Raw genomic sequence first — 19,303 nt, 5'->3', positions numbered from 1 at the left:
GCCCCTCACCACAAGGAGCCAGATGAAGGCGGACCCGGTGACCTGCACTTCAGAAAGCACCAAGGCGGCCGATAAGACCTCCATGCACCCGGTCAGCGACACGACCCCGAACCGGCTCATCGGTGAGGGCATCCACGTCCCCACCGTCGGGGGTCACTCCCGCTACGTCGATCTGGACGCCGCCGCCACCAGCTCGGCGTCCGTCCAGGTGATGCAGGCCATCCAGCACCTCATGCCCTGGTACTCCAGCGTGCACCGGGGCGCCGGCGCGAAATCCCGCTACACCAGCGCCCGATACGAGGAAGCGCGGGAGAGCGTGCTGCGCTTCGTCGGGGCCGAGCCGCGTTCCCACGTCGCGGTCTTCACCCGCAACACCACCGAGGCCCTCAACGCCCTCGCCTTCCGGCTGGACCTGCAACCGGACGACGTGGTCGTCACCACGGCCGTCGAGCACCACGCCAACCTCCTGCCGTGGCGCCGGCACGCACAGCTCAGGATCGTCGACGTCGAGACACACGGCACGTTCTCCCCGGAACAGGTGGTGGCCGCACTCGACCGGCACCCCACGCCACGCGTCCTCGCCGTCAGCGGCGCCTCGAACGTGACCGGCTGGCTGCCCGACCTGGCGGCCATCGCCGCGGCCGCGCGAGCACGGGGCGTGTTCGTGGTGGTCGACGCCGCCCAGCTGGCGCCGCACCGGCCCATCGACATGGCGGCCCTCGGGGTGGATGCCCTCGCCCTGTCCGGCCACAAGATGTACGCCCCCTTCGGTTCCGGGGTGCTCGTCGCACCTCGGCACGTCCTCCGCCACGGTGAGCCACTGCTCGTCGGCGGTGGCGCGGTCAGGGCCGTCTCCTTCGATGACGTGGTCTGGGCCGACGCCCCCGACCGCGACGAGGCGGGAACGCCCAACGTCGTCGGCGCCATCGCCCTGGCCGCTGCCGCCGACGAGCTCCGGAGTGACTGGCCAGGTCTGCTCGCTCACGAGCGTGCGCTGATCGAAGCGCTCGACGCCGAGCTGCGAACGGTACCGGGGCTGCGCCGCTACGGCCCCACGACAGGCGAGCGGCTGCCGGTCGCCGTGTTCAACCTCGACGGCGTCCCGCACGGTCTGCTGGCTGCCCGGCTGTCCGCCGAGCACGGGATCGGTGTGCGCAGTGGCTGCTTCTGCGCTCACCCCTACATGGCCCGACTGCTCGACCTCACCGAGGATCAGGTCGACGGCTTCCACGGGGACGCACGGGCCGGCGGACGCGGTCAACTGCCCGGAGCCGTACGGGCCAGCGCCAACCGAGCCACCCGGGTCGAGGACATCGCTGCCCTGGGGACCGCTCTGCGCGCCATCTCGGCGACACCGGAGGACGGATTGCGCTACCGCATCGACGAGCACGGTGATCACGTCCTGGACGAGGTCCACCGCCAGGTCCCGGCGGGAGCCTGACCGGCGGTCCTGTCCCGCGGCTGCCGGCCGGCCGGGCGCTGCTGGTCCAGTGTGCGCCCCGGCTGCTCGACTGTGGACTCCGCAGACAGGCGCTTCCCAGGTGGGCGGCGGGATCCGTACGACGTGGGGTGCGGCCGGCTGGGAAGGTGGCGTGCTCGGCTGGTGCGGCCCCCTCGGCTCCCCCGTGACGGGCGAACTGCCGACCCGCGAACCGGGGGCGGCTACAGCCACTTCCAGGGCGGATCGGTCTACTGGTCGCCCGCAGCCGGCGCGCACGCTGTCCGCGCCGGCATCCGGAGCGTCTGGGCCGCCAGTGGCTGGGAGAACGGCCGGCTCGGGTTCCCCAAGTCCGGGGAGTACGGGATCGCGGGAGGCGTGGCGCAGGACTTCCAGTTCGGTCGGATCGTGTGGACGCCGAGCAGTGGGACGGCCGTCGAGCCGCGTGCGCCGTTCGCGAACTGCACCGACGCCCGCAACGCCGGTGCGGCTCCGATCTACCGGGGGCAGTACGGCTACGCCGACAACCTCGACCGGGACCAGGACGGCGTGGCCTGCGAGGTGTAGGAGCGTCGGCTTGCCGCAGGCGTGGCCGAGCCGCAACGGCGACGAAGCCCCCGCCCTCCCGACATGGGAGGTCGGGGGCTGGCCGGGATCAGTGAACGGCTGCACCGCACCGGGCGGGCGACGGTCGGCGGAACCGGCGGCCCGTCGGCCCCGTCACGGAGGTGCGCGGCGTAGCGTTCGCCGCACGGAGCCGTCCAGGCTCCCGATGAGGGAGCGGCGCACCATGGGTGACAAGTCCCCGCGACAGTCGATGACCAAGGCCGGCGGCAAGTCGATCAAGGAGAAGCGGCTCGACCGCAAGTCGAAGAACGACCCGACGCCCCCGCCGGAGATCGTGGCCCGCGGCAAGAAGCGCTGACGGCCGGCTCCGGCCCACCCGGCCGGAGCCGCGTCAGCTCCCGGGCACCGGGCGCCGCAGCACCGCCGGCCGGCACACCGCGGCCGCGCCCAGCACGATCACCGCCGTCGTCGTCAGCGCGGCGCCGACCGACACCAGGTCGGTGAGCGCACCGTTGAGCGCCGCGGCGAGCGGCCGGGAGCCGACGAATCCGACCAGCCAGAGCGCCATGATCCGGCCGATGTACTCCTTCGGGACCCGGGCGTAGAGCAGCGTCGTGACGCCGTTCATGGCCAGCGTCAGGCCGACACCGCCCACGACGAAGGCGGCGACGGCGGCGGGCACGTTCCAGCTCAGCGCGAGCCCCACCGCCGAGCACCCGAGCAGCACCAGGCCGCTCGTGGCCAGCCAGGCGTGGTCGAGGAACCGCACCAGGACCACCTGGACGAAGAAGCCGAGAAACGCACCGGCGCCGAACGCCGACGCCAGCAGCCCGACCAGCTCCGGGCCGCCGCCGAGCGCGTCGGACAGCGAGGGGCCCAGCGTCACGGCCGGATCGGCGCCGATGCCGACCGCGGTGACCCCGAGGAGCAGGACACCCACCACCGGATCGGTGCGCAGGTACCGGATCCCGGCGGCGACCGACAGCCGTGGGCCCGGGGCGGTGGCCGCGCCGGGTGTCCGCAGCAGGAACACCGCTACGAAGAACACCAGGTGCCCGACGGCGGCGAGCAGGAAGGCGACGCCGTAGCCCGCGGTCGCGGCCACCACGCCACCCACGGCCGGCCCGACGGCGCGGCCCACCGAGAAGGTCAGGTTGTCCAGGGCGACGGCCGGGGCCACCTCGCCCGGCCGCACCAGCGACGGGAGCAGCGCCTGCATCGCCGGGCCGCCGACGGAGAACCCGATCCCGACGACGAGCGCGCAGACCATCACCACCCACGGCGGCACGTCGGCCACGTCGGGCGTCAGCAGGACCCAGCCGGCCAGGGTCGCGGCGCCGACCGTGCACAACGCGCGGCCGAGCAGGATCTGCCGGCGGGGGCTGCCCCGGTCGGCCATCGCGCCGCTGACCGGGGTCAGCACCAGCTGCGGCACGAACTGGGCGAAGCTCACCAGCCCGACGAGGAACGCCGAGGAGGTCAGCTGCCACACGAGCGCGGCGCTCGCGATGTTCTGGATCCAGATGCCGATGTTCGCCAGCAGCTTGCCGGCCCAGTACGGCCCGAAGACGGGATCGGTCACCAGCCGCCGGGACGGACGGGGCACCGCAGGCCCGGGTTCCTGCTCCGCGTCGTCCACTTCCAGGCAATCTAGGCAGCGCCGCCGGACGGCGGTCACCCGGGGGCGGCGGCGCCGCCGTCACCGGCTCCCGGAACCGCCGCCATACACCTGACGGCGGTGTCGCGAGCCCGCATTACCGCAGTGCGACGCATCCCGGCGTGAACCGCGCGACGCATCCCGCCGCGAACCACGCACGGAGGCACGGCAGCGGGCCCCCCTCCCGGCTCGGGAGGAGGGCCCGCTGGTCGTGCGGTCGTGCTACCGGATCAGCCGCCGGGGGTCGGCACCGGGCACTCGTCGTAGAAGTACCGCGTGCCGGTCTCCACTCCCTGGGTGGTGAACTCGCACCCGTAGTTCGGGTCGGCGACGACCTCGGGGTCGAGCACCGAGGCGCCCGCGGGCGTCACGCCGTTCTCCACCCAGTCGACCAGGTCGAGGAACTGGTCGGCCGCCTCCTCGGGCGTGAACTCGCAGTGCCCGGCGGAGCGGATCGGCCGCTGCACCAGCAGGTCGGCGTTGCCTTGCGCGGCGACGTCGGCGGCGTAGTACTGCTCCATCGAGAACGGCACGTAGTAGTCACCGAGGGTGTGCGACGAGAGCACCGGGACGTCGATGTCCCCGGTGATCGCCGGGACCGGGACCGAGAGGTAGGTGCTCCGGGTCTTGGGCGCCGGCGCCACCCGCTCCACGCGCTGGTCGAGGGTGGAGCCGTCCTCGAACGTGTAGTCCACCGGGTAGTCGGTGTCGGCGTTCGTCCAGACCGCACCCGGCAGCACGCCCCCGAGCCCGCTGGGCTCGTTGGTCACGACGCCGTAGACGAAGTTCTGCCCCTCCCAGTAGCCGAAGGCCTCGTCGTCACCGGGGCGCTCACCGCCGGTGATCGCCGTGATGTTGTCGCGGAAGACCTCACCCTCCTCGGTGAGACCCGAGTACTCGGGGGTCGCCGTGGTCGGGGTGCCGAGCGCGGCCTTGAACTGCGGCACGGCCTGCGAGAAGTACTCCGCCTGCGAGGGGAACGGGTAGGCGTCCACCCCGGACAGCGTCTGCGCCAGCAGGTTGTAGTCGAGGAAGAAGTCGTACAGCTCGTAGTCGCCCATGACCCCGCACATCGGCGCCGCGCCGTCCCACTCGACCCCGCGGTCGCGCTCGAGCAGCGTGCCGATCACGTGGCCGCCCATCGAGACGCCCTGGAGGTACCGCTGGTCGGCCCGCCCGACCCGCGCGTCGAAGATCTGGGCCAGCCGCTCGGTGGCGAGTGCGCCGGCCTCGATGTCGTACCGGTTCTCGCCGTAGGACGATGCGGCCCAGGCGAAGCCGTTCTCGATGTAGGTGCGCCGCAGGTCGTAGCTCGGGTCGCTGACGTAGACGGTGGTGCCCGTGCCCCGGTAGCCGTGCTCCCAGAAGACGACGTCGCCGTTCCAGTCGATCGGCACCTCGATGCGGTAGGCCGAGCCGCGGTCGATGCCGTAGATCACCTTGCTGATCGGGTTGCCGGCCTCGTCGGTGAGCGGCACGAACTCGGCGCCCGCCTCCCCGTTCACGTAGTCGTACCGCGGGTCGGCGACCGTCCAGCGGAGGTTGTAGACCGGCTCCTTCGGCGACTGCTGGACGGGCTGCCAGCCGGGGTCGGACGACTGCGGACCGGCGAGGGCCGGCCCCCCGACGGTGAACATCCCGAGGCCCACCCCTGCGGCTACGGCGAGGGGGACCAACCGGTTGCGGTGCTGGGACAAGACGCGACTCCTCCGAGTGGGCTGTGATGGCGCTCACGGGCACACTGACCCGCGTTCGCCGGAGGAGCAACCGCGCCGCGGCGTCCGAGGGCGACGCGCGCCGCCACCCTGCTCGGCGACCACAGAACGCAACATGTCCGTTACACAGTTCCCGTAGACCGGGTCCGGATGACCCCGACGCCCGGTCGTACGACCGGCGAGGAGAGGACGACGATCGATGACGGATCCCCTGGACGAGGCGACCGCCCGTTCCTGGCTTCGGATCGCCGTGGAGGAGGCCCGCGCCGGCCTGGCCGAGGGCGGCATCCCGATCGGCGCGGCCCTGATCGGGGCGGACGGGGCGGTGCTCGGCCGCGGCCACAACCGGCGGGTGCAGGACGACGACCCCTCCGTGCACGGCGAGACCTCGGCCTTCCGCAACGCCGGCCGGCAGTCCTCGTACCGGGGGACGACGATGGTCACCACCCTGTCCCCGTGCTGGTACTGCAGCGGGCTGGTCCGCCAGTTCGGCATCTCCCGGCTGGTCGTCGGCGAGGCGCAGACCTTCTCCGGCGGCCACGACTGGCTGGCCGAGCACGGCGTCGAGGTGCTGGTGCTCGACGACCCCGAGTGCACCCGGCTGATGAGCGACTTCATCGCCGCCCACCCGGCGCTGTGGAACGAGGACATCGGCGAGGACGACACCGCCGCACAGCCGGAGGCGGACCGATGAGCAGCCGCGTCACCGGTCGCGACGACGTCTCCCCCACGCCGGCCGACGTCGACCCCGACTACCCGATCGACCCGGTGCCCGGCCACGCCCGGCGGTCGCTGTTCTCGCTGGCGATCGTCCTGCTGGGCTTCACCTTCTTCACCCCCACGATGCTCGCCGGCGCGCAGATCGGCGCCGCGTTCGACGTCGGCTCGCTGATCTGGGTGCTGCTCCTCGGCAGCGCCGTCCTCGGCGTCTACGTCGCGGCGATCGGCGGCATCGGGGCGCGGACCGGCCTGACCACGGTGATGATGTGCCGGTTCGCGCTCGGCACCCGGGGCGCCAAGCTCGCCTCGCTGCTGCTCGGCGGCACCCAGGTCGGCTGGTACGGCGTCACCGTCGCCACGCTCGCCGGCCTCACCGCCAGCGCCCTCGAGTGGCAGGGGCGCCCCACCGAGATCGCGCTGATGGTGGCCGGCGGCGCCGTCATGGGCGTCACGGCCTACTACGGCTACAAGGGCATGTACGCGCTGTCGGTGGTGTCGGTGCCGCTGATGCTCGTGCTGGCCGGCTGGGTCACCTGGCGGTCGCTGGACGAGGTGGGCGGCTGGAGCGGCCTGGCGGCCATCCAGCCCGGGTCGACGATGCCGATCGCCGCCGCGGTCACCATCGTCGTCGGCACCTTCGCCTCCGGCGGCACCCAGGCGCCGAACTGGACCCGGTTCGCGAGAACGCCGACGGTCGGCTTCTGGGCCTGCGTGGTGGCGTTCCTGATCGGCGAGCTGCTGATGCTCGGATTCGGCGCGATCGGCGCCCTGGCGTTCGGCGAGGGCGACTTCGTCCTCGTCCTCTACCAGCTCGGGCTGGTCGGCTGGGGCCTGGTCTTCCTGGTGGCCAACCTCTGGACGACCAACGACAACACCGCCTACAACTTCGGCGTCGCGGGCGCGGAGATCGCCAACTCGCGGTCGAAGAAGCCCTTCGTCATCGGCGGCGTGGTCCTGGGCACGCTGCTGGCCATCACCGGCATCTACGACAACCTCATCGACTACCTGGTGTGGCTGGGCATCCTGATCCCACCCCTGGGCGGCGTGGTCATCGGGGACTTCGTGGCCCGCTGGCGGAACGGCATGCCGGCGACGTCGGCGCTGCCTGCGGTCGAGTGGCGCAACATCGCCGTCTACGTGGTGGCCGCCTTCGCCGCCTGGGTGAGCAGCGAGGCCGGGTGGTTCATCCCGCCGGTGATCGGCGTCGTCGTCGCCGTCGCCGGGGTGCTGGCCGTGCAGCGGGGCCGCCGGCCGGCGGCGGCGACCGCCTGACCGGCCGTCGGACGCCCGGCCCGTCGGGGCCGGGCGTCCGACGGTCAGGGCCGGGCCATCCGGAAGGTGCGGTCCAGCACCGAGTACTCGTCGTACCCCAGGCGGCCGACGAGCTGCATCGCGGCCGTGTCCACCCGGCCGGCCCGGACGAAGCGGTCGTCGATGTAGATGCCCACGACCTCTCCGAACACCAGGTGGAAGCGGTGCTCGCCGCCCCGGTGGAGGACCGGCCGGGACTCGACCACGACGCACTCCAGCGCCGCCGGCACACCGGCCACCCGGGGCGGGGCCACCCGCCGCGACGGCACCAGCTGCAGCCCTGCGTGCGCCGCCTCGCTCTCCTCGGGCGGCAGCCGCAGCGACGTGGTGTTCATGGCCTCGCGCAGGTCGTAGGAGACCAGGTTGCAGACGAACTCGCCGTGCACCGTCGCGTTCTCGTGCGAGTCCTTCCGCTCCCCGTCGCCGGGCACGCCCGGCGCCGGTTCCGCCACCTCCGTGCTGAACACGACCACGTCGGGCCGGTCGGCCACCGCCTGGAAGAAGCTGAAAGGCGCCAGGTTGACCACACCGTCCGGCGTGAGGCTCGAGATCCAGCCGATGGGCCGTGGCGCCACCAGCGCCTTGAACGGGTTCCAGGGCAGACCGGCGTCCTCCTCCCCGCCGGTGCGTCGCTCGCTGTCGTAGTACATGGCCGTCCTACCTCTCGTGGCCGGTCATCCGGCCGGGCCGAGCCGGATGACCTGCTGGTCGTCCAGCCGGCCGAGCTCCGCGTCGGTGAGACCCAGCAGCGTGGTCAGCACCTCTGCCGTGTCCGCTCCCAGCCGCGGCGCCGGCTGCGGCGGGAGCCCGCCGTCCGGCCAGCGCAGCGGGGAGGCGGCGGCCAGCATCGGGCCGATCCCCGGCTGGTCGACGTGCCGGACGACCGGGTCCTCGTCCGACGAGAACCGTGCCGCCGCCTGGCGCACCGTCCGGTACGGGCTCCACAGCACGCGGGAGGCGTCGAGCCGGCCGGCGAGCTCGTCCAGGGTGCGGGCCGCGAACCAGGGGCGCAGCACCGCGGCGATCGTCTCCCGCAGCCGGTAGCGCTCCGACTCGCTGTCCAGGTCTGCGTCCAGTGCCCGCTCCAGCGCCCGGAACACGTCCTCGGTGGCGGTCACGCGGCACAGCGCACGCCACTGCTTCTCGGTCAGCGCGACCACCATGAGGCGCTGGCCGTCGGCCGTGGCGAAGTCGGTGCCGAAGCTGCCGTAGACGTGGTTGCCCAGCCGCGACCGGTCGCGGCCGCTCAGCTCGGCGTCGGCCAGCCAGCCCAGGTTGGCGACACCGGCGAGCGCGACGTCGGCGAGCGCGATCTCCAGGTGGGCGCCGCGGCCGGTCACCGATCGCTCGTGCACCGCTGACAGCAGCCCGACCGCCGCGGTGGCCCCGGTGAGCAGGTCCCACGCCGGCAGCACGTGGTTGACCGGCCCCTCCATCGACTCGGGGCCGGTCATCTGCGGGACGCCGACCTCCGCGTTGACGGTGTAGTCGACGGCCGGGCGCCCGTCCCGGTGCCCCTGCACGCGGACGTGCACCAGGTCGGGGCGGCGGGCCGAGAGCACCTCGTACGACAGCCACCGCTGCCCGACGGCGTTGTCGAGGAAGACCCCGCTGCCCGCCGTCGCCAGGGCCGTGACCAGCTCCCGCCCGGCCTCGGAGCGGACGTCGACGGTGACCGACCGCTTGCCCTTGTTGAGCGACGCCCAGTAGATGCTCGCGCCGTCGGGTGCCACCGGCCAGCGGTGGTGGTCGTTGCCGCCGCCCAGCGGATCGATGCGGACCACCTGCGCGCCGAGCTGGGCGAGCGTCATGCCGGCCGACGGGCCGGCGACGAAGGACGAGAACTCCACGACCGACAGATCGGCCAGCGGGCGTCCGGACGTCGTCTCCATACCGGTCATCGCGCGCACCTCCTCCTGCTGGGCCGCCTCACCGGAAGCGGGGCGGACGCTTCTCGAGGAACGCCTGCCGTCCCTCGGCGAGATCGGGGCTGTGGCCGTTGAGCGCCACGGCGACGTGCTCGTCGTCGAGGAAGCCGTCCAGCGTCCGGTCCGGCGCCCGGCGCAGCAGCGAGGTCGTCAGCGCGATCGCGTCGGCCGGCCCGGCGGCGAGCCCGCGGGCCAGCGCCAGGGCGGTCTCCCCGGCCTCGCCGGGCGCCACGAGCCGGTTGACCAGCCCGAGCTCGTGCGCGCGGGTCGCCGGCAGCCGCTCGCCCAGCAGCGGCAGCTCCGCGGCGCGCTGGTGCCCCACGTGCCGGGACAGCGACCAGGCGAGCCCGGCGTCGGCGACGAGCGCGCGCTGGGCGAACGGGGCGGCGAAGAACGCCTCCCGGCTGGCGACCACCAGGTCGCAGGACAGCACCAGCCCCCACGCGGCCCCGACGGCGAACCCCTCGACGGCGGCGATCACCGGCGCACGGCACGCGGACAGCGCGCGGACGACGCGATGCGCCAGCCGCACCCGGGCCGCGGGCGCGGTCACTCCCCCGCCGGGGTGCGAGCCCATCGAGGTCACGTCCCCGCCGGCGGAGAACCAGCGGTCGCCACCGGTGAGCACGACCGCGCGCACGTCGTCGCGATCCAGCTCGGTCAGCTGCCGGCCGAGTGACTCCCAGGCCGCCCAGTCCAGCGCGTTGCGGGCCTGGGGCCGGTCGAGGGTGACCACGGCGACCCCGTCGTCGTCCATCCGGCTGTGCACTCCCCCGGTCACGCCCTCACCCCCGGTCATGCCCTCACCTCCGGGCGCTGGGCGAACCGCCGGCCGGCGACCTGCTCGGCGATGAGGTTGCGCAGGATCTCCGAGGTGCCGCCGGCCAACGCCATCCCGCGCACGTCCCGGAAGTACCGCTCCACCGGCGCGTCCCGCGTGTAGCCGCGGTGGCCGTGCAGCTGGATCGCCTCGTTGGTGACGAACTGCGCCGCCTCGTTCGCCACGAGCTTGGCCACGGCCGTGTACCGCAGCGCCGGGAAGCCGTCCTCCGACGAGACCGCCGCCCGCCACAGCGCCAGCCGCGCGGTCTCGATGCGGACCGCCATGTCGGCGAGCTTCCACTGCAGGCCCTGGAACTCCACGATCGGCCGGCCGAACTGCTCGCGCTGCCCGGTGTACGCGACCGAGTCCTCGAGCGCGGCCCGCGCCACCCCGATGCACATCGCCGCATTGCCGCACCGCTCGGGGTTGAACTGGCGCAGCAGGAGCCGGGCGCCGGCGGTGGAGCCCGGGTCCGGCGGGATCACCACCTGGGCGTCGTCGACCTCGACGTCCTCGAAGCGCAGAGTGGCCTCGGCGACGCCGCGGCTGCCCATCTTCGGTGACGTGTCGACGACCTCGAAACCGGCCTGGCCGCGCTCGACCACCACGGCGCCGATGCCTCGGGCACCCGAGGAACCCGGCGCGCGGCAGAACACGAGCAGGGTGTCCGCCCGGTCGCCGCCGGTGATGTAGCACTTGGCCCCGTTGAGCCGCAGCACGCCGTCGGCCCCACGGCCGAGCTGGGTGGTCAGCTCGGTGCCGCTGGAGCCGGCGCCGGGCTCGGTCATGGCGATCGCGAAGTACCGCTCGCCCCGGGCGACGCCGGGCAGCAGCCGGGCGCGCTGCTCGGCCGTACCCACCACGGCCAGGGCCCGCGGCGGGCCGTTGAGGAACATCTGGGCCACGATCGCCGTGGCCATGCAGCCGGCGGCGATCTCCTCCAGCACCAGGCATGCCTCGAACACGCCCTTCCCGCGGCCGCCGTGCTCGACCGGCACGGTCAACCCCAGCAGACCCGAGGACCGGAGGACGTCGAGCGAGGTCTCCGGGAAGGACTCCTCCTCGTCCCAGCGGCGGGCCTGGGGCCGCACCGCGGCGGCCACCTCACGGGCCAGCCCCTGCAGCTCCCGCTGCTCGTCGTCGAGCTCGAAGCTGATCACGGACGCGGTCCGGCCGTCTTGATCATCATGCCGATGTCGCCGGTCTGGACCACCTCGTCGCGCTGGTCGAGCAGCGTGAACCGGCGGCCGACGATCCCCCGGTCACCGGCGCTGGTCAACCGCTTGGAGAGCACCTCCATCTGCCCGCGCAGCGTGTCGCCGACGAAGATAGGCTTCGAGAAGGCCCACCGCTCGATGTCCAGCATGGCCAGCGCCGACTCGGAGAACCACCCGGCGCGCTCCATCAGGCCGGTCAGCATCGAGAGGCCGAACAGCCCGTGGACCACCCGCTGCCCGTAGAAGGTGCCGCGCGCGAACTCCGCGTCGCTGTGGATTGCGGCCCAGTCGCCCGACAGCATGGAGAAGGTGACCAGGTCGGTCTCGGTCACCGTCCGGGCCGGCGTGCGGAGCACCTGACCGATCTCGAGATCCTCGTAGAACAGGCTCACTGCGGATCGCTCCCTCTCATCGGGTCGGGGACGTGCCGAACAGGGCGGTCACCTGACTGGACAGCACCCCGCCGTTGCCGTGCACCAGCGCGACGTCGCCGGGCACCTGCCGGTCCCCCGCCTCGCCGCGGAGCTGCCGGACCGCCTCGACCAGCGCGAAGATCCCGTACATGCCCGGGTGGCAGTAGGAGAGGCCGCCGCCGTTGGTGTTCACCGGAAGGCGGCCTCCCGGTGCGATCGCGCCCGAGGCGACGAGGTCGCCGCCCTCGCCCTTCGCGCAGAACCCGAGGTCCTCCAGGAAGAGGACGGGGTTGATCGTGAAGGCGTCGTAGAGCTCCAGCAGGTCGACGTCAGCCGGGGTCAGCCCGGCCTGCTCGAAGGCCCGCCGGCCGGAGTCGACCGCGGCGGTGACCGTGAGGTCGGGCATGTTCGTGATGCTGCGGTGCCAGTGCGCCTCGCCGTGGCCCAGCAGGTACACCGGCGGCCGGCGCAGGTCCGCGGCGCGCTCCGCCGACGTCAGGACCAGCGCGCCACCCCCGTCGGTGACCAGGCAGCAGTCCCGCACGGTCAGCGGGGAGGAGACCATCCGCGCGGAGAGCACGTCGTCCACGGTCAGCGGATCGCGGGCGAACGCGGCCGGGTTCCGCTGCGCCCACTGCCGGGCCGCCACCGCGACGGCGGCGAGCTGCTCCCGAGTGGTCCCGTACTGGTGCATGTGCCGGGCGGCAGCCAGCGCGTACATCGTCACCGGGTACCGGGGCCGGTACGGGCGCTCGTGCGGTGACCCCTCCGACTGCGAGACCAGCCGGCCGGAGTCCGACCGTTGGGTGCTGCCGTACGCGACCAGCGCGACGTCGCACAGACCGGCGGCGATGGCCCCCGCGGCGTGACCGACGTGCGAGACGAACGAGCTGCCGCCCACCGCCGTGCTGTCGGTGTGGCGCGGCCGGATCCCGAGGTACTCGGCGATGTCCAGCGCCGGCAGTTGGTAGTAGGCCGACGCGGTGAACAGGCCGTCGACGTCCGACATGGCCAGGCCCGCGTCCTCGAGCGCCACCCGCGTGGCGCGCGCCACCAGGTCCAGCGGGGTGCTCCCCTGCACGGCCAGGCCGATGCCGTCCTCCCCCACGCCGACGACCGCCGTCCGCCCGCTGAGCTCACTCATCGGGCGCCCCCTCGACGACGGCGACCAGGCGCGCGTCCCCCGCGGGCCCGTCCACCGGCTGCGGCGTCAGCCGCACCCGCGCGCCCAGCGGTGCGTGCGGCCCGTCCACCACGCTCATGACCCGGAATCCCTCGTCCAGGTCGACGAGGACGACGGTGTAGGCGGCCTCGTCCCGCGGCGAGAGCGTGCTGGCCGAGTAGACGGTGCCCGCGCCGGCGCTGGGCTCCCAGCGGAGCACGTCGGCGCTGCACACCGGGCACAGCACCCGGGGCGGGAAGACCGCCGAGCTGCACCGCTCGCACCGCTGGTACAGCAGCCGGCCCGCGCGCAGCGCCTCGAAGTAGTGCCGGCTGGGACCGACGTCCCCGGCCGCCGCCGGGTCAGCCACCGGCCACCTCCAGCACGGAGCGGCCGCTGCCGCGCCCGGCCTCCATGTCCTCGTGGACGCCACGCGCGCCCTCGAGCGGGGCGATGTCGGTCACCTCGGCGGTCAGCCGCCCGGAGGCGACGGCGTCGAGCAGCGCCGTCATCTCCGTCGTCGTGCACGACTTGGTGCCGAGCAGCGCGATCTCCTTGAGGATCAGGTAGGCCGGCGGGATCGAGACCTCCTTGCCCTCCACGTTGCCCACGACGACGACCCGGCCCCCCGGCCGGACCGCGTGCAGCGACTCCCGGAGGGTCGGCGCACCGACGACGTCGACGACCACGTCCACCTGCCGGCCGAGCCGGCCGCGCAGCTCCCTGGCGAACGTGCGCGTCGGCGAGACCAGCACGTGGTCGGCGCCGGCCGCCTCGACCGACCGGGCCTTCTCCTCGCTGGAGACGATGCCGACGACCGTCGCGCCGAGCATGCGGGCGATCCGCACCGCGTGGACGCCGACGCCACCACTGGCCCCGGTGATGGCCACCGTCTCGCCCGCCTGCACTGCGCCGCGGGTGGCAATCGCGTGGTAAGCGGTGCCCAGCGTGCAGGTGGCGATCGCCGCCTCGGGCAGCGACACCGCGTCGGGCAGCGGCACGGTCACCCGCGCCTCGACGGCGACGTACTCCGCGTACCCGCCGTCGCGGTCCTCGCCGAGGAACTGCGGCCGGGTCCCGACGCAGAGCGCGTCGTTGCCCTCCTGGCACCGCGGGCACGTCCCGCACCCCGTGTAGATCATCGTCATGACGCGGTCGCCGACGGCGAAGCCCTCGGCCGCCGAGCCGACCTCGACCACGCGGCCGCTGACCTGGTGGCCGAGGGTGAGCGGCAGCGAGATCGACGGGAAGGCGCCGGCGCGGGTGAGCAGGTCGTGCCGGCAGATGCCGCAGTAGGCGACCTCGATCAGAAGTTGCCCCGGTCCGGGCGCCGGGACGGGGACCTGCTCCTCGGCCAGCACGTCGGGGCCGCCGAACCGGTGCATGCGGATGGCGCGCATCCGGGTGGTGGTCATCGCGTCGTCTCCTCGTCGAGCACGGCGGTCGCGGTCTCCCGCAGCCGCACGCGCTGGATCTTGTCGCCGTTGGCGCTGCGGGTGGTCGGGAACTCGTCCACGACGAGGACCCGTCGCGGCACCTTGAACCGGGCCAGGTCGGCCTTGCACGCAGCCAGCAGCTCGTCCTCGGCCAGCGGGTGCGAACCGTCGCCCAGCACGAACGCGACCGCGACGTCGCCGTCCTCGCGGGTCACCCCCACGACCTGGGCCGCGCCGACCCCGGGGAGCGTCTCCAGGTAGGACTCGATCTCCCGGGGCCCCACCAGGAAGCCGCCCAGCCGCAGCGCGTCGCCGAGCCGGGCGAGGTAGACCAGGTCGCGGCCGGGCAGCTGCCGCCCCAGGTCGCCGGTCCGGAACCAGCCGTCGTCGGTGCGGCTGCGCGCCGTCGCCTCGGGCTGGTGCAGGTAGCCGATGCTCACGTTGGGGCCGGCGATCTCGATCTCCCCTTCGCCCTCGCCCTCGGGGACCAGCTCGCCCGTGGTGGTGTCACGGACGCGGAACGAGATGTCCGGGTCCACCGGCACGCCGCCGCCGAGGCTGCGCCGTGCGACGTCCGCGTCCGGCGCCGGATAGGTCATGAGCGCCTGCACCTCGCTGGACCCGTAGGTCTGGAAGAACGTCGTGCCCAGCGCCTGCGCCGCCGCGACCAGGGCGTGCGGATCGCCGCCGAAGCTGGCGAACGCCCCCTCGCGGAGGGAGCCGATCCGCGCGGCCGGCTCGGCCGCCGCGAGGATCCGGCGGAGCATCTCGTCGGCACCGGTCGTGTGGGTGACCCGGTGGCGCTCGATGAGCCCGACGGCCTCCTCGCCGTCGAACACCGCCTGGATCACCAGCGGGCGGCCCGCCGCCATGGCGGCGATCAGGGTGTTGAAGCCGAAGACGCCGCAGAACGGCAGCATGCCGAGCACGACCGCGTCGGCCGCTCGGTAGCCGAAGGCGCCGGCCACCGCGTGCGCGTGCCGCACCAGCGCCTGCTGGTCGTGCAGCACGAGCTTGGGCGCCGAGGTGGTGCCCGAGGAGGTGAAGGCGTTGGACGGCAGCTCCGGGGCGGCGGCGCACTCCTCGTGCCGGCCGGCGCCGAACAGGTCCTCGTACGGCCGGGCCCGGTCCCGCAGCCCGGCCGGCACCCGCTCCGGCGGCACGGGGTCGCCCATCAGCACCACGTGCCGCAGCGAGTCGGGCGGGTCCTCCGCCAGGCGGTCGAGCATGCCCAGGAAGTCGATGCCGTGGAAGGACGGCCAGAGCACCAGGACGTCGGCCCGTCCCTGGTGCAGCAGCTGGCTGACGTCGTGCGAGCGCAGCTTGGTGTTCACGCTCAGCACCAGTGCGCCCAGCCGGGCGGCGGCGAACTCCAGCTCGACCCAGGCGGTGGTGTTGGGCAACCAGACGGCCACCACGTCGCCGCGTCCCACGCCGAGGTCGGCCAGCCCGGCCGCCAGCCGCCGCGCGCGGTCGTCGAGCTCGGCGAAGGTGGTCGCGCGGTCGCCGTCGACGAGGCAGAGGTCGTCCCCGCGCTCGGCGGCCAGCCACTCCAGCATCGCCGGGAAGGTGAGCTCGTGCGGGATCGCGAGGCCCGCACCGCTACCGATCGCGGCGCTCACAGCAGCTGCCAGATCCGGTCGGCGGTGACCTCGGCCACCGGCGCGTCCAGCTGCACCAGCCCCTGGTTGACCACGACCACCCGGCGGGCCACCTGCAGCACCTTCTCGATGTTCTGCTCCACCAGGACCACCGTGATGCCGTACTCGGTGTTGACCTGCGTGGCGACCTCCATGACCCGCGCGACCAGGTTCGGCTGCAACCCCACCGACGGCTCGTCCAGCAGGAGGAGTCGCGGGCTGGACATGAGGGCGATCGAGATGGCGACCATCTGCCGCTGCCCGCCGCTCATCGTGCCGACCAGCTGCCCGCGGCGCTCGCGCAGGACCGGGAACAGCTCGTAGATCTCGTCGAGGCCGATCCGGCCCTCGGTGCGCGCACCGAAGGTCAGGTTGTCGGCCACGGAGAGGTTCTCGAAGTAGCCGCGCTGCTGGGGGACCAGGCTCACCCCCTTGCGCACGACCTGCGGCGTCGCGGTGCGGGTGATGTCCTCCCCGCCGAGCAGGATCTGACCGCTGCGCACCGGCACGAGGCCGAGCACGGTGCGCAGCAAGGTGCTCTTGCCGGCACCGTTGTGGCCGAGGACGGCGACGAAGTCCCCCTCCGCCACGTCGAGCGAGACCCCCCGCAGGACCGGCTGGCCGGCGACCTCCGCGTGCACGTCGTCGAGGCGCAGCAGCGGCACGGTCGATGACGACCGGTCGGTCGCGGCCACGCCGCTGTCAGGCACCGAAGTAGACATTGCGCAGCTCCTCGTTCTCCATCAGCCGGTCCGGGGCGTCGACGGCCAGCACCTCACCGGTGCTCAGGAACACCGCCCGGTCGCACAGCTCGCGGACCAGCAGCATGTTGTGCTCGACGAGCAGCACGGTGCGACCCTCGGCGATGAGCCGCCGGAGGACCGCGCGGAACTCGTCGAGGGATCCTTCGTCCAGCCCGGACGTCGGCTCGTCGAGCAGCAGCAGATCCGCTCCCGTGGCGAGCAGCCGGGCGATCGACACGAGCTTCTGCTCGCCGTAGGAGAGGCTGCCGGCGAGCTCGTGGTGGATCGACGCCGGCATGCCCACGTAGTCGAGGCACTCCGCCGCCCGCCGGAGGCTCTCCTTCTCGCTGCGCTGGGCCCGCCAGGGGCGGGTGAAGACGGTGCGCAGCCGCTCACCGGGCTGCCCCTGGACCCCGACCACCACGTTCTCGAGGACGGTCAGCCGGGGCAGCAGCCGCACGTCCTGGAACGACCGCGCGATCCCGCGTCCGATCCGGGCCTGGGGCGGAAGGCCGGTGATGTCCTGGTCCCGGTACCGGATGGACCCGGCGTCGGCCCGGATGGTCCCCGAGATCATGTTGAACAACGTCGTCTTGCCCGCACCGTTCGGGCCGACCAACCCGGTGACCTGCGCCTCCGGCACCTCGAACGTGGCGTTCTTGACCGCCTGCAGGCCGCCGAAGCTCTTCGAGACGTTCTCTACCTCAAGCAGCATGGACGGCCTTCCCCTCGGCTGCGTCGCCGACCTTGTCCTTCGCCCGGACCGGGCGCCGCCGGGAGCCGCCCAGCAGGCCCTGCGGGCGCACGAACATCAGCAGGATGAGGAGCAGGCCGAAGAAGACCTGCTCGAGCGGGCCGGCCGCGGAGCTGGCGATGTCGAGCTGCCGCAGCCCCTGCGGGATCAGCACGATGACCGCGGCTCCGATCACCGCGCCCACCACCGAGGTCATGCCTCCCAGCACCACCATCGTGATGATCGAGACCGAGGTGGCGACCTCGAAGGTGCCCGGGCTGAGGTACAGCAGGTACTGGGCGTAGAGCACGCCGGCGAGCCCGGCGAACGCGCCGGCCAGGACGGTGATCGAGACCTTGGCGAAGCGGACCGGCTTGCCGAGCGTCGCGGCGACGATCTCGTCGTCGCGCACCACGTGCAGCATCCGCCCGTAGGGCGAGCGGACCAGCCACAGCGAGACGCCGGCGACGAGCAGCGCCACGACGACGGCGAGCCCGAGGAAGGCGCCGCTCTCGCCGAAGTCCAGCGGACCCATGGCCGGGCGCTCGATGCCGGGGATGCCGCCCGTGCCGCCGGTGACCGACGTCCAGTTCTCGAAGACGCTGCCGGCGACGACCTGCAGCGCGAACGACGCCACCAGGAAGTAGTCACCGGACACCCGCAGCGACGGGATGGCCATCACCGCGCCGGCCAGCGCCGCGAGCAGCAGGGCGACGACGAGCGCCGGACCGGGGGCCCAGCCGAACTGGACGGTCAGGACGGCGTAGGTGTAGGCACCGACCCCGAAGAGCGCGGCGTGCGCCATCGAGAAGATGCCGGTGTGCCCCACGAGCAGGCTCAGGGAGACCGAGAGGATCGCGTAGATGGCGATCAGCGTGGCGATGGAGAGGACGTATTCGTTCATGCCGAGGCCTTGACCCTCCGGAGGTTGATCTTCGCCAGCCCTTCGGGGCTCACCGTGATCAGGACGAGGAAGAGGACGAAGATCGCCGCGAGCGTCCACTCCGCTCCCATGACGAGGAGCAGGACGTTCTGCAGCAGGCCGAGCAGCATCGCGGCGACGAAGGCTCCGGTGATGCTGCCGATGCCGCCGATGATCACGGCCATGACCGAGACGATGAAGAACGTCTCGCCGAGGCCCGGCTGCATCCCGGTGTCCGCGGCCACGTAGACCCCGGCCACCGCGGCGAGCAGGGAGCCGAGCGCGTACACCACGACCAGGACCACCTGCGGCTTGCGGCCGACGATCTGGACGAACTCCGGGTTCGCGGAGAAGGCCTGGACGAGCTTGCCCATCCGCGTCTTCGCGAGCAGTGCGACCAGCGCCCCGAAGAGCAGGAACGTGACCGCGATGAGCGCCACCTGCCCGGCGATCAGCGACCACTGACCCAGCCCGACCGTCGTGGTGAACCAGCCGCCCGCCGCGAGACGGGCCGGCCGGGCCCCGAGCTGCACCGTGAAGATGTTGTCGATGACGATCAGCGCCCCCAGCGACACGAGGAAGAGGACGAAGCCCGCTCCCCCGCGCCGCTCCAGGGGCCGGTAGAGCAGTGTCACGAGCGCCACGCCGAGGAGCACCGACAGGAGCAGCGCGGCGGCCACCGCCGGCCCGACCGGCAGGAAGTCGACCAGGTAGTAGGCGAAGTAGCCGCCGGCGGCGAAGACCGCGGCGTGCGCGATGTGGAAGTGCCGGGTCGCCGCGAAGATCAGCGCGAAGCCGACCGCGACGAGCGCGTACAGGCTGCCCGCGACGAGCCCGTTGAGCAGCAGCTGGACGAAGAGATCCATGCGTCTCCTTCG

At 73.1% G+C, this 19,303-nt stretch carries 20 protein-coding genes and 1 pseudogene; 6 read left to right on the top strand and 15 right to left on the bottom strand.

Annotation, left to right across the window (positions count from 1 at the left end; translation table 11 throughout):
* Positions 1-22 precede the first annotated feature (22 nt).
* From ACI790_RS03335 to ACI790_RS03320, 4 genes and pseudogenes are all read left to right on the top strand, one after another.
* Entirely contained in the window at positions 23-1,441 is a 1,419-nt protein-coding gene (locus ACI790_RS03335) for an aminotransferase class V-fold PLP-dependent enzyme (RefSeq protein ID WP_456568364.1), read from the top strand.
* Positions 1,392-1,580: pseudogene (locus tag ACI790_RS03330) on the top strand (hypothetical protein); the annotation flags it as partial. The gene ACI790_RS03335 and the pseudogene ACI790_RS03330, both read left to right, overlap by 50 nt.
* A 23-nt stretch (positions 1,581-1,603) precedes the next feature.
* Positions 1,604-2,005 carry an excalibur calcium-binding domain-containing protein gene (locus ACI790_RS03325; protein ID WP_456568363.1) on the top strand — a complete coding sequence of 134 codons (402 nt, stop codon included), beginning with the start codon at positions 1,604-1,606 and terminating at the stop codon, positions 2,003-2,005.
* A gap of 223 nt (positions 2,006-2,228) precedes the next feature.
* Positions 2,229-2,363, top strand: coding sequence for a hypothetical protein (locus ACI790_RS03320; RefSeq protein ID WP_456568552.1), 135 nt, complete (start codon positions 2,229-2,231; stop codon positions 2,361-2,363).
* A 33-nt stretch (positions 2,364-2,396) separates the two neighbouring features.
* Here ACI790_RS03320 and ACI790_RS03315 read toward each other — a convergent pair whose 3' ends face one another.
* Together ACI790_RS03315 and ACI790_RS03310 are read right to left on the bottom strand one after the other, a co-directional pair.
* Positions 2,397-3,611: an MFS transporter gene (locus ACI790_RS03315; protein ID WP_456568362.1), complete on the bottom strand. Its 1,215-nt coding sequence runs from the start codon at positions 3,609-3,611 to the stop codon at positions 2,397-2,399.
* Between the two features lie 281 nt (positions 3,612-3,892).
* Positions 3,893-5,359 carry an esterase gene (locus ACI790_RS03310; protein ID WP_456568361.1) on the bottom strand — a complete coding sequence of 489 codons (1,467 nt, stop codon included), beginning with the start codon at positions 5,357-5,359 and terminating at the stop codon, positions 3,893-3,895.
* A 217-nt stretch (positions 5,360-5,576) separates the two neighbouring features.
* Here ACI790_RS03310 and ACI790_RS03305 point away from each other — a divergent pair, with 217 nt between their 5' ends.
* Both ACI790_RS03305 and codB read left to right on the top strand, forming a co-directional pair.
* Positions 5,577-6,071, top strand: a complete 495-nt coding sequence (locus ACI790_RS03305) for a nucleoside deaminase (RefSeq protein ID WP_456568360.1) — start codon at positions 5,577-5,579, stop codon at positions 6,069-6,071.
* Positions 6,068-7,369 (top strand): cytosine permease, encoded by a 1,302-nt coding sequence (gene codB / locus ACI790_RS03300; protein ID WP_456568359.1) that lies wholly within the window; start codon positions 6,068-6,070, stop codon positions 7,367-7,369. The genes ACI790_RS03305 and codB overlap by 4 nt, the downstream gene beginning before the upstream one ends.
* Positions 7,370-7,413: 44 nt before the next feature.
* Here the strand turns inward: codB and ACI790_RS03295 are convergent, their stop codons facing one another.
* From ACI790_RS03295 to ACI790_RS03235, 13 genes are read right to left on the bottom strand one after another with little or no spacing between them, the layout of a single operon-like run.
* Positions 7,414-8,058, bottom strand: a complete 645-nt coding sequence (locus ACI790_RS03295; protein WP_456568358.1) for a flavin reductase family protein — start codon at positions 8,056-8,058, stop codon at positions 7,414-7,416.
* A gap of 24 nt (positions 8,059-8,082) precedes the next feature.
* Positions 8,083-9,309, bottom strand: coding sequence for a CoA transferase (locus tag ACI790_RS03290; RefSeq protein WP_456568357.1), 1,227 nt, complete (start codon positions 9,307-9,309; stop codon positions 8,083-8,085).
* A gap of 28 nt (positions 9,310-9,337) precedes the next feature.
* Positions 9,338-10,135 carry an enoyl-CoA hydratase/isomerase family protein gene (locus tag ACI790_RS03285; RefSeq protein ID WP_456568356.1) on the bottom strand — a complete coding sequence of 266 codons (798 nt, stop codon included), beginning with the start codon at positions 10,133-10,135 and terminating at the stop codon, positions 9,338-9,340.
* Entirely contained in the window at positions 10,132-11,319 is a 1,188-nt protein-coding gene (locus ACI790_RS03280; protein ID WP_456568355.1) for an acyl-CoA dehydrogenase family protein, read from the bottom strand. The genes ACI790_RS03285 and ACI790_RS03280 overlap by 4 nt, the downstream gene beginning before the upstream one ends.
* Positions 11,316-11,768: a MaoC/PaaZ C-terminal domain-containing protein gene (locus tag ACI790_RS03275; protein WP_456568354.1), complete on the bottom strand. Its 453-nt coding sequence runs from the start codon at positions 11,766-11,768 to the stop codon at positions 11,316-11,318. Before ACI790_RS03275 ends, ACI790_RS03280 begins: the two co-directional genes overlap by 4 nt.
* Before the next feature lie 16 nt (positions 11,769-11,784).
* Positions 11,785-12,933 carry a thiolase gene (locus ACI790_RS03270; RefSeq protein WP_456568353.1) on the bottom strand — a complete coding sequence of 383 codons (1,149 nt, stop codon included), beginning with the start codon at positions 12,931-12,933 and terminating at the stop codon, positions 11,785-11,787.
* On the bottom strand, positions 12,926-13,321 hold the full coding sequence (locus tag ACI790_RS03265) for a Zn-ribbon domain-containing OB-fold protein (RefSeq protein WP_456568352.1): 396 nt from the start codon (positions 13,319-13,321) through the stop codon (positions 12,926-12,928). The genes ACI790_RS03270 and ACI790_RS03265 overlap by 8 nt, the downstream gene beginning before the upstream one ends.
* Positions 13,314-14,366, bottom strand: a complete 1,053-nt coding sequence (locus tag ACI790_RS03260; RefSeq protein ID WP_456568351.1) for an alcohol dehydrogenase catalytic domain-containing protein — start codon at positions 14,364-14,366, stop codon at positions 13,314-13,316. Before ACI790_RS03260 ends, ACI790_RS03265 begins: the two co-directional genes overlap by 8 nt.
* Entirely contained in the window at positions 14,363-16,009 is a 1,647-nt protein-coding gene (locus ACI790_RS03255; RefSeq protein ID WP_456568350.1) for an AMP-binding protein, read from the bottom strand. Before ACI790_RS03255 ends, ACI790_RS03260 begins: the two co-directional genes overlap by 4 nt.
* Positions 16,006-16,749, bottom strand: coding sequence for an ABC transporter ATP-binding protein (locus ACI790_RS03250; RefSeq protein WP_456568349.1), 744 nt, complete (start codon positions 16,747-16,749; stop codon positions 16,006-16,008). Before ACI790_RS03250 ends, ACI790_RS03255 begins: the two co-directional genes overlap by 4 nt.
* Positions 16,730-17,485, bottom strand: coding sequence for an ABC transporter ATP-binding protein (locus ACI790_RS03245; protein WP_456568348.1), 756 nt, complete (start codon positions 17,483-17,485; stop codon positions 16,730-16,732). Before ACI790_RS03245 ends, ACI790_RS03250 begins: the two co-directional genes overlap by 20 nt.
* Positions 17,475-18,407, bottom strand: coding sequence for a branched-chain amino acid ABC transporter permease (locus ACI790_RS03240; RefSeq protein WP_456568347.1), 933 nt, complete (start codon positions 18,405-18,407; stop codon positions 17,475-17,477). The genes ACI790_RS03245 and ACI790_RS03240 overlap by 11 nt, the downstream gene beginning before the upstream one ends.
* Positions 18,404-19,291, bottom strand: a complete 888-nt coding sequence (locus tag ACI790_RS03235) for a branched-chain amino acid ABC transporter permease (RefSeq protein WP_456568346.1) — start codon at positions 19,289-19,291, stop codon at positions 18,404-18,406. The genes ACI790_RS03240 and ACI790_RS03235 overlap by 4 nt, the downstream gene beginning before the upstream one ends.
* Between the last annotated feature and the right edge of the window lie 12 nt (positions 19,292-19,303).

This window comes from Blastococcus sp. SYSU DS0539, from assembly GCF_054050855.1.
Note: the sequence above shows the minus strand (reverse complement) of the source record. Positions and strands in the feature narration are given on the sequence as shown.

What these genes read in the sequence shown, in the direction of transcription:
- ACI790_RS03270 (WP_456568353.1), bottom strand. Translation starts at nt 12,933, where the DNA reads ATGAGTGAGCTCAGCGGGCGGACGGCGGTCGTCGGCGTGGGGGAGGAC.
- ACI790_RS03260 (WP_456568351.1), bottom strand. Translation starts at nt 14,366, where the DNA reads ATGACCACCACCCGGATGCGCGCCATCCGCATGCACCGGTTCGGCGGC.
- ACI790_RS03245 (WP_456568348.1), bottom strand. Translation starts at nt 17,485, where the DNA reads ATGCTGCTTGAGGTAGAGAACGTCTCGAAGAGCTTCGGCGGCCTGCAG.
- ACI790_RS03240 (WP_456568347.1), bottom strand. Translation starts at nt 18,407, where the DNA reads ATGAACGAATACGTCCTCTCCATCGCCACGCTGATCGCCATCTACGCG.
- codB (WP_456568359.1), top strand. Translation starts at nt 6,068, where the DNA reads ATGAGCAGCCGCGTCACCGGTCGCGACGACGTCTCCCCCACGCCGGCC.
- ACI790_RS03285 (WP_456568356.1), bottom strand. Translation starts at nt 10,135, where the DNA reads ATGACCGGGGGTGAGGGCGTGACCGGGGGAGTGCACAGCCGGATGGAC.
- ACI790_RS03335 (WP_456568364.1), top strand. Translation starts at nt 23, where the DNA reads ATGAAGGCGGACCCGGTGACCTGCACTTCAGAAAGCACCAAGGCGGCC.
- ACI790_RS03290 (WP_456568357.1), bottom strand. Translation starts at nt 9,309, where the DNA reads ATGACCGGTATGGAGACGACGTCCGGACGCCCGCTGGCCGATCTGTCG.
- ACI790_RS03250 (WP_456568349.1), bottom strand. Translation starts at nt 16,749, where the DNA reads ATGTCTACTTCGGTGCCTGACAGCGGCGTGGCCGCGACCGACCGGTCG.
- ACI790_RS03305 (WP_456568360.1), top strand. Translation starts at nt 5,577, where the DNA reads ATGACGGATCCCCTGGACGAGGCGACCGCCCGTTCCTGGCTTCGGATC.
- ACI790_RS03235 (WP_456568346.1), bottom strand. Translation starts at nt 19,291, where the DNA reads ATGGATCTCTTCGTCCAGCTGCTGCTCAACGGGCTCGTCGCGGGCAGC.
- ACI790_RS03295 (WP_456568358.1), bottom strand. Translation starts at nt 8,058, where the DNA reads ATGTACTACGACAGCGAGCGACGCACCGGCGGGGAGGAGGACGCCGGT.
- ACI790_RS03320 (WP_456568552.1), top strand. Translation starts at nt 2,229, where the DNA reads ATGGGTGACAAGTCCCCGCGACAGTCGATGACCAAGGCCGGCGGCAAG.